Source organism: Paenibacillus aestuarii (assembly GCF_027789125.1).
In the GTDB taxonomy this organism is placed as follows: Bacteria; Bacillota; Bacilli; order Paenibacillales; family NBRC-103111; genus Paenibacillus_E; species Paenibacillus_E aestuarii.
In genome coordinates this window covers 60584-76708 of record NZ_JAQFVF010000070.1, presented here as the reverse complement: position 1 = coordinate 76708, position 16125 = coordinate 60584, and the positions used below count along the sequence as shown (strand labels likewise).

Here is a 16125-nt window from a genome sequence, read left to right as displayed (position 1 = left end):
GCATCTAAGCGTGAAGCCCCCCTCAAGATGAGATTTCCCAATTAGTAAGACCCCTTGTAGACGACGAGGTTGATAGGTTCGAGGTGGAAGTGCAGCAATGTATGGAGCTGACGAATACTAATCGGTCGAGGGCTTAACCAAAAGCTTCTTTTAAAAGAAGCAACACACTTTACGTAAGTTTCGTATCTAGTTTTCAGGGTGCAAGCCTTGATTCGTTTGGTGATGATGGCGGAGGGGATCCACGCGTTCCCATCTCGAACACGACCGTTAAGCCCTCCAGCGTCGATGGTACTTGAACCGAAGGGTTCTGGGAGAGTAGAACGTTGCCAAGCAAAAGAAATGAGTCTTTTTGGAAGAAATTCCAGAAAGACTCTTTTTTTTGCATCAGTACAATACATCTCATTAAACCATACTAGCCCTATGAGGGAGGGATTCGTATGGGTCATATGAAATGGCTTGCCCTATTAGTGGCAACGCAATTTGTTGTTTTACCAGCCGTTGGTTGTTCGTCTAAGTCTGAGGTAATAAGGAGCAATAATAGCAGCACCCTATCAGAACAACCCAATGCAACGGGATCATCCCCCGTTACGGAGCAGACGCTAAAACTTCAAGCCAGCACTACAATCCCGGCAATAAGGTCTCCGAAAGTGAAAGTAAAAGGAATTTATGTATCAGCATGGTCTGCTGTAGGCAACAAATTTGAACAGTTGGTCCAGTTGGTGGAACAGACCGATCTAAATGCGATGGTTATAGATGTGAAGAATGACTCGGGGCAAGTTACATATGCGTCCGCTGTTCCCATGGTCAATAGTATTGGAGCCAATAGTCATGTTATTATTCATGATTTGCCTGCCAAGCTAAAGCGGTTAAAAGATCGTGGTATTTATACGATTGCCAGGATTGTTGTTTTTAAGGATCCTTACCTGAGCAATAAGAAGAACGAGTATGCCATTAAAAGCCGTTCTGGCGGCATATGGAGAGATAACAAAGGAGTTGCATGGGTAGATCCATTTAAAGAGGCTGTTTGGGATTATAACATTCAAGTTGCCAAAGAAGCCGCAACGCTCGGCTTTGATGAAATTCAGTTTGACTATGTCAGGTTCCCGGAGAATGGGAGCAAGGTAGATCGCGAAGTTATTTTTGATAATCCGAAAATGAGGACCAAAGCGCAAGATATCGAAGCCTTTTTAGTTAAAGCTAAGGAAGCGGTCGGAGCGCAGGCATATATATCAGCAGATGTATTCGGACTTACCACTTCTTCCACGAATGACATGGGCATCGGTCAGGACTGGTCCATGATCAGCAAGCAGGTGCATTATATATCGCCTATGCTCTATCCATCGCATTATACGAACGGGATGTATGGTGTGAAAGCTCCTGACTTGCAGCCTTATGCTATTGTAAGCAAAGCGATAAGCGATGCCAATGTGAAAAGAAGCGAACTAACGAAAACGAATCCGGAAATAGCGGAGATCCGCCCATGGTACCAGGATTTCACGGCGACATGGGTGAAGCCGCATAAAGTATACGGCAAAAACGATGTCTATGAACAGATTAAAGCAGCAAGAGAGCGTGGTGTTGATCAATTCCTATTATGGAATTCCAATAGCAATTACACATATCGTTAACGAAATCTTCTTATTCGTGGGCTTGCACTCTCGGCGGGCGTGCCTTTCCCTTGACACGAAAAATGGGCTTTTGTTAATATAGGCACTAATATATACCCCACACAAGGGGGAATTTCGAAACAGAGCTCTAAGATCTCTATAATAGGAGGAATTTGTGTTGTGAGGGAAGATAAGTTTGGCAAGGAAGGTTTAACTTTTGATGATGTGTTGTTGGTTCCGAGAAAGTCCGAAGTGTTCGGTAAAGAAATCAACGTATCCACGACGCTAGCGCCACATGTGAAGTTAAACATTCCATTCATTAGCTCAGCCATGGATACTGTAACAGAATCTGCTCTTGCTATTGCTATGGCACGTGAAGGCGGGATCGGGATAATTCATAAGAATATGCCGATTGAACAACAAGCAGGGGAAGTAGATCGCGTTAAAAGATCGGAGAGCGGAGTTATCACTAATCCTTTTTCCCTTACGCCAGAACATCATGTTTATGACGCAGAAGCGCTCATGGCGAAATATCGGATTTCGGGGGTTCCCATTGTCAACGAAAGCAATAAGCTTGTGGGGATTCTAACGAACAGAGATTTGCGTTTTGTCCATGATTATTCCATTAAAATTAAAGAGGTAATGACGCAAGAGGATCTGGTCACAGCGCCAGTAGGCACTACCTTACAGCAAGCGGAAGTTATTTTGCAAAAGCATAAAATCGAGAAGTTGCCACTAGTTGATGATAATTTCCAACTTAAAGGGCTAATCACGATTAAAGATATTGAAAAAGCGATTCAGTTCCCTAACGCAGCGAAGGACACTCTGGGAAGACTGCTGGTCGGAGCAGCGGTTGGGGTTTCCAAAGACGTGATGGAGCGCACAGCTGCTCTGGTGCAAGCAGGCATTGATGTTGTGGTAGTCGATTCAGCTCACGGCCACCATATTAATATTGCGGAGACGGTGAAGAAAATCCGCGCTCAGTATCCGACGCTTCCGATTATTGCGGGCAATGTAGCTACAGCGGAAGGAACACGCGATCTGATTAAAGCTGGTGCTTCCATGGTGAAAGTGGGCATTGGTCCAGGATCGATTTGCACGACGCGTATCATCGCGGGTATCGGTGTCCCGCAGGTAACAGCGATTTATGATTGTGCTCAAGCGGCGGCGGAGTTCAAGGTCCCTGTTATTGCAGACGGTGGAATCAAATACTCCGGCGACGTTGTCAAGGCGATTGCTGCGGGAGCGAGCGCGGTTATGATCGGAAGCTTGTTCGCAGGTACAGAGGAAAGTCCAGGTGAATCTGAAATCTACCAAGGCCGTAGATTTAAAGTGTACCGCGGAATGGGCTCCTTAGGCGCAATGAAAGAAGGAAGTAAGGACCGTTACTTCCAGGAGAATGAGAGCAAATTGGTTCCTGAGGGCATCGAAGGCCGCGTTGCCTATAAGGGCCCATTAGCAGATACAGTCTACCAATTGGTTGGCGGGTTACGTTCGGGTATGGGCTACTGCGGCGCACGCAATATTCAAGAGTTGATTCATGATACGCAATTCGTTCGAATCACAGGCGCAGGACTTCGTGAAAGCCATCCGCACGATATCCAAATTACAAAAGAAGCGCCAAATTACTCTTTGTAATCTGGTAAAAATTGAGGACGAGGGAAATGAACCCTTGTCTTCTTTTTTTTGTCTAATGGGGTGTGATACAATATAACATGTTATTAATTTGCTAGGGAGAGTGAAGTTGTGAAATTATTGCGTTTTACAAGAAAAAAGGTTGCTTTGGTACTAGGAGTAAGTTTATTAGCTCAATCATTCTTATTACATATACAACCAACCTATGTTTATGCTGCAGGAACGCCGGCCGCGACTACAGCTCCAACCGCGCAAACACAACCGGGCAGCCAACTGCAAGTTAACGCGAAATCGGCGATTATTATGGAAGCGAGCACCGGAGCAGTTCTCTATGAAATGAATGCCGATGAGGCGCTGCCGCCGGCAAGTATGGCGAAGATGATGACCGAATACCTTGCTATGGAGAGTATAAAGGAAGGCAAGTTTACATGGGATTCTAAGGTGACGGCTTCCAAAAATGCTGCTGATGTAATCGGCTCCGGCCAATTGATTGCTGAGAACGAAACACTGACATTTAAAGACATGTTTAACGCGATGTCCATTTATTCAGCGAACGATGCTTCGGTAGCTTTTGCCGAGCTGCTCGGAGGAACAGAAGAGAATTTCGCTAAGATGATGAACGAAAAAGCGAAGCAGCTGGGCATGTCCGATCAAGCCCATTTCATTAGCGCTACAGGACTTTCCCGCGCAGACTTGAAGAACCCTCCGCAGTCCATTGAGGGCGAAACAAAGATGACAGCTCGTGATGCAGCTATTCTTGCTTATAATATTTTGAAGGATCACAAAGAAATACTCGAGTTCACGAAGATTCCTACGTTGAAGCTAAGACCAACGGACAAGACGCCAATGATTAACTGGAACTGGATGTTGGAAGGCAATTCAAGCAATCCGAACTTCAAGAAATATGCGTATCCAGGTTTGGATGGCTTGAAGACCGGTTCTACAGATGATGCCGGCTACTGCTTCACAGGCACGGCTGAAAGAAACGGCATGCGGATCATTACTGTCGTTATGGGCACGAAGACAGAGCCTGAGCGTTTCAATGAATCAAGAAAATTGCTTGATTATGGCTTCAATAATTTTGAGATTAAACCTTATTTGAGTGCAAATGCAGAAATAGATTCTTTGAAATCCGTAAACATTAAAAAGGGTGTTCAAACATCCGTACCGCTAGTTACAAAGTCCGGCACTTCGTTCGTTGTTAAGAAAGGTGCCAAAGATACAGATTTCAAAGTAACGACAACGCCTATTGAGGAAAGCAAACTGGTCGCGCCAATTAAGAAAGGTGACGTACTGGGTAAAGCGACCGTTTCTTATAATGGGCAAGAGAAGACGATCGATCTGATTGCCAATGCCGATGTTGAAAAAGGTAGCTGGATCCGCCTCTTGTTCCGCTCCATCAAGAACTTCTTTGGCGATATGTTCAAAGGCATCAAGGGCGGCGCCTAGACCAGAAAATGGGTTGTATATTGCCCCTTCATCCTGTAAAATGATTGTTTAGAAGTTTATGTATGAAATGTGTAGGGAACTGCATGAAATCGTTGTAGCAGAGTGACTCTGACCCTGTTGAAGTCACTATAAATGGTATAGGAGGAACAAGGAAATGGAAACTGGAACATCCCGCGTCAAAAAAGGTATGGCTGAAATGCAAAAAGGCGGCGTCATTATGGACGTCATGAACGCAGAGCAAGCGAGAATCGCAGAGGCAGCTGGTGCGTCTGCAGTTATGGCACTTGAGCGCGTACCTGCTGATATTCGTGCAGCAGGCGGCGTTTCCCGTATGGCTGACCCAACGATCGTGGAAGAGGTTATGAAAGTTGTCTCTATCCCTGTTATGGCGAAAGCAAGAATTGGACATTTTGTAGAAGCGAAAGTCCTGGAATCTCTGGGCGTTGACTATATCGATGAGAGCGAAGTACTGACTCCGGCGGATGAAGTGTTCCACATCAATAAACGTGAGTTTACAGTTCCATTTGTTTGCGGCTCCCGCGACCTGGGTGAAGCCTTGCGCCGCATTGGCGAAGGCGCGTCCATGCTTCGTACGAAAGGCGAGCCAGGCACAGGCAACATCGTTGAAGCTGTGCGTCATATGCGCATGATTCAAGGCCAAATCCGCAAAGTTCAAGGCATGTCCAAGGACGAGCTGATGTTCGAAGCCAAAACGCTGGGCGCTCCATACGAGCTGCTGTTGCAAGTTGCAGAAACAGGCAAGCTGCCTGTTGTTAACTTTGCTGCCGGTGGTGTAGCGACACCTGCTGATGCTGCGCTGATGATGCATTTGGGCGCAGACGGCGTATTCGTCGGTTCCGGTATTTTCAAATCGGACAGCCCTGAGAAGTTCGCGAAAGCGATCGTTGAAGCTGTTACGCACTATACAGATTACAAATTAATCGCGGAGATTTCCAAAGGTCTGGGTACACCAATGAAGGGAATCGAGATCTCCAAGCTGGATGCTACGCAACGTATGCAGGAGCGCGGTTGGTAATGATAAAGATCGGAGTTCTTGCGCTGCAAGGCGCTGTTGCGGAACACATCCGCGGCATTGAGAAGGCTGGCGCCGAAGGCGTTGTTATTAAGAAAACCGAACAGCTTGCCGATATCCAAGGGATTATTATACCTGGCGGAGAGAGCACGACAATCGGCAAGTTGATGCGCACGTACGGTTTTATAGATGAATTGCGGAAGTTTTCGGCCGCGGGTAAACCGATTTTTGGTACGTGTGCAGGCTTGATTGTGATTGCCAAAGAAATTACTGGACAACCTGAAGCTCATTTGGAGCTGATGGACATTACGGTTGCACGTAACGCATTTGGCCGTCAACGTGAGAGCTTTGAGACAGATCTGGCGATCAAGGGCATCGCCGACAATGTGCGTGCGGTCTTTATCCGAGCGCCGCTGATTGAGAAAGTAGGGCCTGGCGTCGACGTTTTGGCCACGCATGATGGCCAGATCGTAGCTGCGCAGCAAGGGCACCTCCTTGCAGCATCCTTCCATCCGGAATTGACGGATGACTTCCGGATGCACAGCTACTTCCTGGACATGGTTAAACAAAGCCAAGCATAATTATTATGGTTCAAGCACCCCTGAGTCCGAGTCGTCGGTGAGGGTGCTTGCTTCCATATTCAAACCATTTTGTGCAAATGGAGGAATCTCCTTGTTTGATGTAAAGTTACTTCGTAGTGATTTGGCCGCCGTACAAACAGCTATGGCTAACCGCGGTAAGCAAATCGATGAGTTGAATGGTTTTACGGAATTGGATAAAAAACGCAGAGAGCTTCTGCAAGAAACCGAGCAGCTGAAGAACCGCCGCAACACGGTTTCCCAAGAGGTGGCCCTGCGCAAGCGTTCCGGTGAGAATGCAGATGAACTGATTCAAGAGATGAAGGTCGTTGGTGACCGTATTAAGGAACTGGATGACGAGATTCGCGTGTTGGATGAGTCTTTGCAGCAGGTACTGCTATCGATCCCGAACATGCCGCATGCTAGCGTTCCTATCGGCTTGTCTGAGGAAGAGAATGTGGAAACTCGCCGGGTTGGCGAAGTACCGCAGTTCGATTTTGAAGTTAAGCCACACTGGGAAATCGCGCAGGAGCTGGGTATTCTGGATTTTGAAGCGGCGGGGAAAGTGACCGGATCGCGCTTCGTATTTTATAAAGGGCTCGGCGCTAGGCTGGAACGTGCGTTGATCAATTTTATGATGGATCTGCACAGTGACCAGCATGGTTATGAAGAGATGCTTCCTCCGTTTATCGTAAACCGTGAAAGTTTGACGGGTACGGGCCAACTGCCGAAATTTGAGGAAGACGTTTTCAAGCTGGAGAACTCGGAATATTTCTTGATTCCAACAGCAGAAGTGCCTGTAACGAACTATCATAGCCAAGATATTTTGGCTAATGAGCAATTGCCTGTTAATTTTGTTGCTTTCAGCGCATGTTTCCGTTCGGAAGCCGGTTCGGCCGGAAGAGATACCCGCGGCTTAATCCGTCAGCATCAATTCAACAAAATTGAATTGGTGAAGATGGTAAGACCCGAGGATTCTTACGACGAGCTTGAGAAGCTCACGAGCCATGCTGAGCGCGTGCTGCAGCTTCTGAAGCTGCCATACCGCGTTCTAACGCTGTGCACAGGCGATATTGGCTTCTCGTCCGCCAAAACGTACGATCTCGAAGTCTGGCTGCCTAACAGCGGCACATACCGGGAGATCTCGTCCTGCAGTAACTTCGAGGACTTCCAGGCGCGTCGGGCAAATATCCGTTTCCGCCGCGATGCGAAAGCAAAGCCGGAATTTGTACATACACTGAACGGATCCGGGCTGGCGCTGGGCAGAACCGTTGCTGCGATTTTGGAAAATTATCAGCAGGCGGATGGCTCAGTTGTGATTCCGGACGTGCTGGTGCCATACATGAGCAATGTTAAAGTGATCACGAAAAAATAGACTTGATTCACAACACAGTTATGTGATACAATCCTTTTTGTCACTGCATGAGGTCGTTTCCTTCGTGGGAACGCCTTACGTGGAGAGGTGGTCGAGTGGTTTAAGGCAGCGGTCTTGAAAACCGCCGAGGTGCAAGCCTCCGTGGGTTCGAATCCCACCCTCTCCGTATAGATTTTTCGCTAAAAAGTCATGCGATTCTTAATGAATCGCGTGGCTTTTTTTGTTAAATACCAGCTTGGATAAAACGATAGCGACCTTCGCATTTTAAACTTGTGGAGGTGTTACTAATGAGCAAACGAGACAACTTGACGATCGATCAAACGCAGTTAGTGGAAGAGTGGCAGAATATGCTGCCACAGCAGCTTGAGGCGGCCGATCAGGCGCGTGTATGGGCTGATGAGTCAGATCCACATGCGCTGTGGGCTCACATTATGACAGCGGGACATACGGGCTATACATTTGATTTTAAAGTTACTTATGTGGATTCCAGGGAGGTCAACGTTGCGCTGACCGATGTGCAGCAGGGGACCACACATATTGATGAGCGTACCGATATTGTCCAAACGCTAGTGGATGATTACGTACGGCACATTCACGAATGTGCGCAGGCGCTGCACCAAGTCACGCACGACTAAACCGTGGAGGGACATTATTCATGACGAAACAAAAAGGCCGAGATAAAAATTTGCAAAATGTCGCTAAAGATTTGGATCAAACTGTGGTGAACAGCCATCATGCGCAGCAAATCCAACAGCAGACGAATGACCGTCACAAGCAAGATGCTTTGAATCACGAGTAAAAACATAAGGAGAGTGAACAGCTATGACGAAACCAACAACGTATTCCGCTGGCGAAAGCTTCGCACAAGATAATAAAAATTTTAACGATGATAACAATCATGCACCTGAAGCCTTATCGGGATCGAAAAAAGTGAAGAACCACAACCACTCCAGACAAAAGCAGGCTAAAGGATCTTAATATTTTCTTAACAAATTGATCGATACATGTTTATAACTTGTTAAATCGGACATACTATATTTGTCGGTGAGCAGAGAGGTGTGGTTCCGTTGGAGCATTCCGCGAAACAACCGTTGCATAGAGGACTTTCATACCTGTTATAATCAGGCTGGAGGGGATGTGCCAAAGACACGTTACAGTGCCTTATAAGCAGATTTTCCAAAGGTTTACGCGTAACACGGATCGAAGGAAATCATTAATCACCGACAAAAAAAGAACCCTTCGGGGTTCTTTTTTATGTTTATTCGAGATAGGAAAGATTCTTTTTACGATACAGCAGCAGTTTGAAGCCGGCGCCGATTAGAATCAAAGCGACAATCACCGTTTGTCCAAAATTGCTGACCAAGTGAATGTAGTTGGATTGTGGAAAGAACTCATACAACAACTGCATGATGATTTGCTTAAATGCGTAGTATCCGCCCAAGATGACAAGCAAGATGCCAATCGTTTTATTGTGGGCGGTCCAGTTCTCAATAAGCGGCTTATCCGTCAAAGTGCCGTTTTCATACTTGGCAATGCTCTGCAGAGCATCGAAGAAGCTGTAAAACCATAAAAGCGGAATGAGAAACAAGAAAAATGAAAGTCTCATCATATCCAAGACATAAACGGCGAACAGGAAGCTCGCCATGAGCTGAATGCCGCGCTTATTCATATTCAGATAGAGATGAGCGGCACCTGGAAAGATGGCAATGATGGTGGCTAAGGTTCTGTTCTTACGGCCGTAGTCGTCCGATAGATGGAAATCATCAAATATACTATTATCGATGGGCTCAAGCCCCGATTGCTTAACTTGTAATTGTTTTAAGGCATCAAACATCGTATAAAACCAAAGCACCGGCAAGGCCAGCAGAAAAGCGATAAAGCCTTCGTTATGGGTGAGCACCGTGATGAAAAAGACCAATATGGCAACACCGAAAAAGGCAATCATCGCTGTCAGCCCGCGCTGCATCATCCCTAGCTGATAATGCCCCAAGCCTGGCACAAAAGATAGCAGGATGACTCGCGTCCGTTCCCTCTGCTGAGCCCAAGATGAGGTTGCGGTAGGAGCAGCTTCCCAGTAAGGCTGATCTGGCGGACGGGGCATATCCGAGGGCAAATAGGGATATTCCTGGCCATAAGGCTGTGCGCTATGAGGATGATAAGGCTGCAACCGCAGCAGGAACATGATCATGTCTATGCCGTTAGCTAGCCACATCAAGCCCCCAAATAAGGCGAGAAGCAATAATGGCTCTTTAGGCAATTGTGCCGCGACACCGATAATAAACAGAAAGAGCGCGCCAAAGCATCCGCCTGCATAGACGAGGAACCGGGTCGTTCGGTGCATGTAGAGATGCCCCATTCCCGGTATAATCGAGAGCATCAGAGCGAGTAGACGGCTTTTATGTTGTACGTTGTTGCTGTAGTTCAAGGTTGATTGCCTCCTTTGTCTGGATCGGATTGAATGGTGTCTAACCATGAAAGTGTCTTCGTGACAAGCCGCTCCGATATCGGCCTCATCTCCTGGGAAGAGGAGGGGGGGCTTATTACAGAATGATTCCGAACGCTGTCAAGCTCTTGTGATAACCCATGGAAAAATCCGGTTGCCACCAAGACGATTGTCGCGGCCGCTGCGATCCCGTAGTGAAATAACGTGGATCGATACCAGGCAGGTCTTGTTCGTAAGGTCCGATCCAGAATAGTGTCCATATAGCTTTTGTCGTCAGTCTGCATCTGCGGCCATATAAGTTCAGCGTGCTCGAGCGCCGTCATGTACTGTGCCAAACAAGGATCGCAGCGGTACAAGTGAAGCTCCATCTCCGCCATCCGCTCCGATGGAAGCTGAGCTTTTACATAGAGCAGCCAGTCCGGTAAATCATAATGTTTCATGAGAAATCCTCCTCCTTCCAGTTTTTACGGAGCCACTGTTTGGCCCGGTAGAGCTTGGATTCCACCGTTTTCACCGTGACCCCCTGCGCCTCCGCGATATCTTGATAAGATTGATGTTGTATGTAGTAAGCCATGAGGACGTCCTGATAGTTGGATGGAATCTGGTCCAGTTTACTGCGAACGAGCTGGACCGTCTCTTTTAAAACGACTTCCCGTTCCAGATGATTGTCATGATGGACCGCTGTGCCTTGAACCGAATTTGCGATTTCAGCTGTCATTTCTTCCTTTTTGCGGCTGGCCGCGCGCTTGAAATCGATCGCCCGATTGACCGCAATACGGGTAATCCAGGTTTTGAAACCCTTCATTTGATACTGAGGCAGGGAGAAATAGATTCGGGTCCATACATCTTGCGTCAGATCTTCCGCATCTTTGGGATGGCGGACAATCGCATAGATCGTCTGGAACAAATATTGGCGGTAAGCGGCAACAAGCTCGCGAAAAGCGGACTCGTCCCCATTTAATATGCGTTGCACAAGTGTATCCTCCTGAATACTCTCCTCCTCCTCTCCGGAATACATAGACGAAGGTTAAAGCGCGATCCCCTGCAGTGGATAGAAAAAAAAGAGAACGAATCGGCAAGGATCCGTTCTCATGAACCACTTACAAAGTCGCTGATCGTTTCGTTGCAGCTGATTGAGGACGAAGCTTTGGATCACTCTTCACGATCCATTGCGACAGACCGGCGCTAACGATACCGATGATACCGAGCAAAATGAAGCCCTCGCGCAAGGCGAACCAGTCGCCGATAATGCCCATCAGGACGGGCCCGACAAACATGCCTAACCCGTATATGGCCTGGAAAAAGCCCATGGCTGTAGCACGCTTATCCGCAGGCATATGCTTAATGCTTAGCGCCATTAGGACGGTAAACGAGAGGCCGCGGCCAAACCCGGCTAGAGCTTGCGTCAGCATGAGCAGCCACAAGTGATGGATGAAGGGAATCGTAAATGTAAAAATTCCCATAAGTGCGAAGCCCCAGACGACGACGCGCTTCTCCCCGAACTTCGCCGCCCAGCGCCGCCCGCCGAGTAAAGAAGCGATCGCTACCGGTACATTGGAGAAGAAGGTAAGCAGCGAAAGACTGAATTTATCTGCGCCCAAATCTGTGGCATAGACGGGCGTGAAGCCAAACACGGTGGCAAAGGTTAAAATTTGCGACAAAATAGCGAGCATGGAGACCAGCAGCAGGGTGCGGTCTGTTGCGACCCCGCTGATACCGCGCAGTGTGATTTTAGGCGCATCAGGTTCGATTTTTTCAACGAGGAAAAACGAACCGGCCATACCGATCACACCAAGGATGGCGCCCATTATGAAAGCGGCCTCCCAGCCGAGCGAATCCGCAGCCCACCCAGCCGCGAGAATGCCAATCATTTGTCCCGCGGAGTTAAAGAAGCTGATCGTGCCGATCGCCTTGGTGGATTCTTCATGCTTGTAATAGCTGGTGAAAAGCACGGTGAAATCAACCCATGTCGCTGCTGCAGCTCCTGCCAGAGCGCGAAGTACGAGGATCCAGGTGAAATCTTTGGTGATCCACAGTCCGAGCCCGCCCAAAGCGGTGAACAGCAATCCGAACGTAATAAACAGCCTGCGCTTATGAAAGCGGTCCGACAACACGCCAACCGGAATCCGCAGCAGCATCTGGGAGATGCCGTACATGCCGACGATCCAACCTGCCAGTTGGTGGCTGCCGCCTAAGTATTCCACATAAGGGGCCATAATCGGAACACTAGTATACATCGACATCCAGAAGAGCAGGGTAACGCCACAGAACAAAGGAATGCGGTATGAGTTTGTTTGGTTAATGGACACAGCGAGCTCCTTTCAGACCGTTATTAATTGTCTTTATTATAGGGCATCGACTGGAACTCGGCTATGATGGGTTGGCCGCAAAAAAAAGCAACGGATGGAAATTAGCGGAGGAACGGGCGGAATATGTCCAGAAAACGCTTAATTTTCAGGCAATTTCCGGTTACACAAAAATGGATCATTGATGGAAACGCTCACAAACAGTACATTGAGATACATCGCGGTCATGAAATCAATGGTGATTCGGTGACCTGAATTCGATCGAGAAATGGAGGAAATCATGTGGGCGCGAGTCGGTTAAAACAAGTGTGGTCAGGCATCGCCCGGGACAAGTTCTTATATGCATTAGCACTGCCGGGGCTGCTGTATTTCCTTATTTTCAAATATGTGCCGATGTGGGGGATTGTTATTTCCTTTCAGAACTATTCTCCCTATCAAGGGGTGTCAGGAAGTCCATGGGTAGGATTCGAGCATTTCCAGAGGTTCTTCTCGAACCCGGATTTCTATACCTTGTTCCGAAATACGATGGCCATTAACGTGTTGTCCCTGGTTTTCTTTTTTCCATTACCGATTCTACTGTCTTTAATGCTCAATGAAGTCCGAAATATGGTATATAAGAAGATCATTCAATCCATCGTGTACCTGCCGCATTTCTTATCGTGGGTGATTATTGTAGGGATCACGTTCTTGCTATTCTCGACCGGGGACGGCGCGATCAATCAGATGTTGGTTGCTCTCGGGTTCGATAAAATTGACTTTTTGACGAATAAAAACTATTTCTGGGGTATGCTGACCGCGCAATCCATATGGAAGGATGCCGGATGGGGAACGATCATCTTCCTGGCCTCTATGGCGAGCATAGATCCTCAACTTTATGAAGCAGGCAAAATGGATGGCGCCGGCCGCTTCCGCCAAATGTGGCATATTACGCTGCCAGGGATTCGTCCCGTTATCATCATTTTGCTCATCTTACGGCTCGGCCATATTATGGACGTCGGTTTCGAGCAAGTGTTCCTGATGATGAATGGCGCCGTTTCCGAAGTCGCGGATGTGTTTGATACGTATGTTTACAGGCTGGGTGTAAAGCAAGGGCAATTCAGCTACAGTACAGCCGTTGGCTTGTTCAAATCGGTTATAGGCCTGCTGCTGGTCATCGGCGCCAACAAGCTGGCTAAGAAATTCGGCGAGGATGGCGTTTATTAAAGATAGAAGGAGGAACCCTTGGTGAGTGAACATGTATCTGCCAATGCAATTGCGACCAAAAGCGACCGCGTCTTCAACATCGTAAACGCCGTCTTGCTGTTGATTCTGGGAGTAATCACATTTTTCCCGCTCTATTATGTGTTTGTCGTTTCCTTCAGTGATCCATCCAGCTATATATCCAGCGAATTCAAGCTGCTTCCGGTCAAGTGGAGTCTGGCCTCATACAAGTACCTGATGTCTACGGATGCCTTCATTCGTGCGATAGGAAACAGCGCCTTCCTGGCGGTTGTCGGTACTGCGCTGAGCTTACTCGTGACCTCCTGCCTGTCCTACGCGGTATCCCGCAAACGACTGCAGGGCCGAAAAATCATCATGCTCCTGATCTTGCTGACCACGCTCTTTAATCCGGGGATCATTCCTCCGTATTTGCTGGTGAGAGATTTGCATTTGATTAACAGTACATGGTCGCTCATCCTGCCGGTACTGACAAGCGGATGGTACGTGCTGCTGATGAAAGGCTTCTTCGACAGCATCCCGGTGAGCCTGGAAGAGTCTGCTAGAATCGACGGCTGTAACGATATTAGCGTGTGGTACCGCATTATTTTGCCGCTGTCACTGCCTTCCCTGGCTGCCTTCGGACTGTTCTATGCGGTGGCTTATTGGAACACATTCTTTACTGCGCTGCTCTATATCAATGATTTCACCAAACAGCCTTTGCAAGTTTTACTACAAAATATGCTGATTGACGCCTCAACAGCTGCAGGCGGAGGCGCCGCGGCAGAGATGATGTCCGAGCAGCGAATTCCGCCGGAAACGCTTAAAATGGCTGCTGTGGTCATTGCAACAGTTCCGATCTTGCTGGTTTACCCGTTCCTTCAAAAGCATTTTGCCAAAGGTGCTATGGTAGGTTCGGTGAAAGAATAGACGATTGATGAACATTTGAGGGAGGTTATACAATAATGATTATGAACAAGAAAGCCATTGGTGCCGTTGCATCGACATTGCTCGTTTCCTCGATGCTCTCCGCTTGCGGCGGCAATCAGAGCAGCCCAGCCGGCGGTTCAGGAGCGGCAGATTCCGGGAAGCCGACAGAGATCAGCATCATGACGATGTATTACACACCGGAGCCTCCGGGACCGGATAACGTCGTGGTGAAAGAGATTGAGAAGCGAACGAACACGAAGTTGAAAATCACTTGGGTTTCTCCCAACAATTACGCTGATAAAATCAACGTAACACTGGCTTCCGGGGATATTCCTGACCTTATTTTGCTGGACGACCCGTTTACCGCTCAAGTACGCGGATTGGTGGCGCAGGGCGCATTCTGGGAATTGACGCCAATGCTGAAAGATTATCCGAATTTGATGCAGTATCCGAAGGAATCATGGGAGAATACAAAGCAGGCGGACGGCAAAACGTACGGTATTCCACGTGCCCGGCCGACTGATGGTGGAGGCTTCCCGTACCTTCGGAAAGACTGGTTGGATACACTTCATCTCGATATTCCGAAGACAACGGACGAGCTGTATACTGTATTAAAAGCATTCGTGGAGAAAGATCCTGACGGCAACGGGAAAAATGACACGATTGGTTACATTGGTTTCGTGGATCAGAACGGAATGTCTTACATGGGGCAGCTGCAAAACAGTTTCACGAAAGTCAACGGCGATTGGAAGCTTGTGGACGGCAAACTCGTCAATGTGAATGTACTGCCTGAAGTGAAGGAAGCTCTGACATGGATGAACCGTGCATATCAAGAAAAATTGATTCCGGAGGATATCGCTGTCCTCAAAAATACACAAGCCAAAGACCTCCTGAAAGCAAACCGTGGCGGAGGCTTCCAGGATACAGCCGAGGCGGCCTGGGAACCGACGGAAGAGCTGCGTAAAACGAACCCGAAAGCAGACTTCATCCCGCTCGTGTCGCTGAACGGTTATTCGAACAAAGACAGTGGATTCTTCGGCATGTACGCCATCCCGAAATCTGTACCTGAGGCCAAAGTGAAGCAGCTGTTGAAATTTATGGATTACGGCGCAACTCAGGAAGGATACGATTTGGCAAGCTTCGGCTTGAAGGATGTCCACTATACCGAGAAAGATGGAATCAAAACGCCGACGGAACAAGCGAAGAAAGATATCGTGGCGCAGCAAGCGTTCGGTCAAATCTTTTTGAAGTATGATCAATACTTACGCGCTTACCGCTCAGGAATGCCGAACGATGTGTTGGAACGCAACAAGAAAATTATCGATGAAAAAGCTAAAATCAGCACCGGGGACCCTGCGATTGGCTTGAATTCCGATACGAACCAGAAGGTGGGAACGGAGCTCAAGAAGAAGATTCAGGATATGAAAACGAAGGTCATTATGGGCAAAGAGTCGCTAAGTGCATGGGACAGTTATGTCGCGAAACTGAAAGCGGATCCAGATTTGATTAAAATCACGGAAGAAATGAACGCTGCATACCAAAAGCGCAATAGCGCAAAATAAAAAATGATCT

At 47.9% G+C, this 16125-nt stretch carries 16 protein-coding genes, 1 tRNA gene and 2 rRNA genes; 15 read left to right on the top strand and 4 right to left on the bottom strand.

The genetic code is table 11. The features are described from left to right. The 12 genes from O9139_RS25065 to O9139_RS25010 form a co-directional block, all read left to right on the top strand. Positions 1-141: ribosomal RNA gene (locus tag O9139_RS25065) — 23S ribosomal RNA — on the top strand; the annotation flags it as partial. 74 nt (positions 142-215) lie between these two features. Beyond that, positions 216-332: ribosomal RNA gene (rrf, locus tag O9139_RS25060) — 5S ribosomal RNA — on the top strand. Between the two features lie 105 nt (positions 333-437). Then, positions 438-1628: a putative glycoside hydrolase gene (locus O9139_RS25055; protein ID WP_270884486.1), complete on the top strand. Its 1191-nt coding sequence runs from the start codon at positions 438-440 to the stop codon at positions 1626-1628. Positions 1629-1787: 159 nt separating this feature from the next. After that, positions 1788-3245 (top strand): IMP dehydrogenase, encoded by a 1458-nt coding sequence (gene guaB, locus O9139_RS25050; protein ID WP_270884485.1) that lies wholly within the window; start codon positions 1788-1790, stop codon positions 3243-3245. 108 nt (positions 3246-3353) lie between these two features. Beyond that, the gene (locus O9139_RS25045) at positions 3354-4691 is read left to right on the top strand and encodes a D-alanyl-D-alanine carboxypeptidase family protein (protein WP_270884484.1); all 1338 of its coding nucleotides are present in this window, start codon (positions 3354-3356) and stop codon (positions 4689-4691) included. A 154-nt stretch (positions 4692-4845) separates the two neighbouring features. After that, entirely contained in the window at positions 4846-5727 is an 882-nt protein-coding gene (gene pdxS, locus O9139_RS25040; RefSeq protein WP_270884483.1) for a pyridoxal 5'-phosphate synthase lyase subunit PdxS, read from the top strand. Positions 5728-5729: 2 nt separating this feature from the next. Further along, positions 5730-6305: a pyridoxal 5'-phosphate synthase glutaminase subunit PdxT gene (gene pdxT / locus O9139_RS25035; RefSeq protein WP_270884492.1), complete on the top strand. Its 576-nt coding sequence runs from the start codon at positions 5730-5732 to the stop codon at positions 6303-6305. Between the two features lie 91 nt (positions 6306-6396). Beyond that, a complete protein-coding gene (serS, locus tag O9139_RS25030; protein ID WP_270884482.1) occupies positions 6397-7677 on the top strand; it encodes a serine--tRNA ligase in 1281 nt (426 codons plus the stop codon). Positions 7678-7758: 81 nt separating this feature from the next. Then, positions 7759-7843 (top strand) — tRNA-Ser (locus O9139_RS25025). A 121-nt stretch (positions 7844-7964) separates the two neighbouring features. After that, positions 7965-8312: a hypothetical protein gene (locus tag O9139_RS25020; RefSeq protein ID WP_270884481.1), complete on the top strand. Its 348-nt coding sequence runs from the start codon at positions 7965-7967 to the stop codon at positions 8310-8312. A 20-nt stretch (positions 8313-8332) separates the two neighbouring features. Continuing rightward, a complete protein-coding gene (locus O9139_RS25015) occupies positions 8333-8476 on the top strand; it encodes a hypothetical protein (protein ID WP_270884480.1) in 144 nt (47 codons plus the stop codon). A 23-nt stretch (positions 8477-8499) separates the two neighbouring features. After that, the gene (locus tag O9139_RS25010; protein ID WP_270884479.1) at positions 8500-8655 is read left to right on the top strand and encodes a small acid-soluble spore protein P; all 156 of its coding nucleotides are present in this window, start codon (positions 8500-8502) and stop codon (positions 8653-8655) included. A gap of 280 nt (positions 8656-8935) precedes the next feature. Here O9139_RS25010 and O9139_RS25005 read toward each other — a convergent pair whose 3' ends face one another. From O9139_RS25005 to O9139_RS24990, 4 genes are all read right to left on the bottom strand, one after another. Then, positions 8936-10102, bottom strand: a complete 1167-nt coding sequence (locus O9139_RS25005) for a hypothetical protein (protein ID WP_270884478.1) — start codon at positions 10100-10102, stop codon at positions 8936-8938. Next, positions 10099-10560, bottom strand: a complete 462-nt coding sequence (locus O9139_RS25000; RefSeq protein ID WP_270884477.1) for an anti-sigma factor — start codon at positions 10558-10560, stop codon at positions 10099-10101. Before O9139_RS25000 ends, O9139_RS25005 begins: the two co-directional genes overlap by 4 nt. Further along, positions 10557-11093: an RNA polymerase sigma factor gene (locus tag O9139_RS24995; RefSeq protein ID WP_270884476.1), complete on the bottom strand. Its 537-nt coding sequence runs from the start codon at positions 11091-11093 to the stop codon at positions 10557-10559. The genes O9139_RS25000 and O9139_RS24995 overlap by 4 nt, the downstream gene beginning before the upstream one ends. Before the next feature lie 127 nt (positions 11094-11220). Then, positions 11221-12429 (bottom strand): MFS transporter, encoded by a 1209-nt coding sequence (locus O9139_RS24990; RefSeq protein ID WP_270884475.1) that lies wholly within the window; start codon positions 12427-12429, stop codon positions 11221-11223. 279 nt (positions 12430-12708) lie between these two features. On the opposite strand from O9139_RS24990, the gene O9139_RS24985 reads away from it, so the two are divergent. From O9139_RS24985 to O9139_RS24975, 3 genes are read left to right on the top strand one after another with little or no spacing between them, the layout of a single operon-like run. Next, the gene (locus O9139_RS24985; RefSeq protein ID WP_270884474.1) at positions 12709-13629 is read left to right on the top strand and encodes an ABC transporter permease; all 921 of its coding nucleotides are present in this window, start codon (positions 12709-12711) and stop codon (positions 13627-13629) included. A 21-nt stretch (positions 13630-13650) separates the two neighbouring features. After that, entirely contained in the window at positions 13651-14553 is a 903-nt protein-coding gene (locus O9139_RS24980) for a carbohydrate ABC transporter permease (protein ID WP_270884473.1), read from the top strand. Between the two features lie 35 nt (positions 14554-14588). Further along, positions 14589-16115, top strand: a complete 1527-nt coding sequence (locus tag O9139_RS24975; protein ID WP_270884472.1) for an extracellular solute-binding protein — start codon at positions 14589-14591, stop codon at positions 16113-16115. The last annotated feature ends 10 nt before the right edge of the window (positions 16116-16125 follow it).

Bases quoted from the DNA above. Each gene is read 5' to 3' on its own strand.
- pdxS (WP_270884483.1), top strand. From the start codon at position 4,846: ATGGAAACTGGAACATCCCGCGTCAAAAAAGGTATGGCTGAAATGCAA.
- O9139_RS25010 (WP_270884479.1), top strand. From the start codon at position 8,500: ATGACGAAACCAACAACGTATTCCGCTGGCGAAAGCTTCGCACAAGAT.
- O9139_RS25000 (WP_270884477.1), bottom strand. From the start codon at position 10,560: ATGAAACATTATGATTTACCGGACTGGCTGCTCTATGTAAAAGCTCAG.
- O9139_RS25020 (WP_270884481.1), top strand. From the start codon at position 7,965: ATGAGCAAACGAGACAACTTGACGATCGATCAAACGCAGTTAGTGGAA.
- O9139_RS25015 (WP_270884480.1), top strand. From the start codon at position 8,333: ATGACGAAACAAAAAGGCCGAGATAAAAATTTGCAAAATGTCGCTAAA.
- O9139_RS24975 (WP_270884472.1), top strand. From the start codon at position 14,589: ATGATTATGAACAAGAAAGCCATTGGTGCCGTTGCATCGACATTGCTC.
- O9139_RS25055 (WP_270884486.1), top strand. From the start codon at position 438: ATGGGTCATATGAAATGGCTTGCCCTATTAGTGGCAACGCAATTTGTT.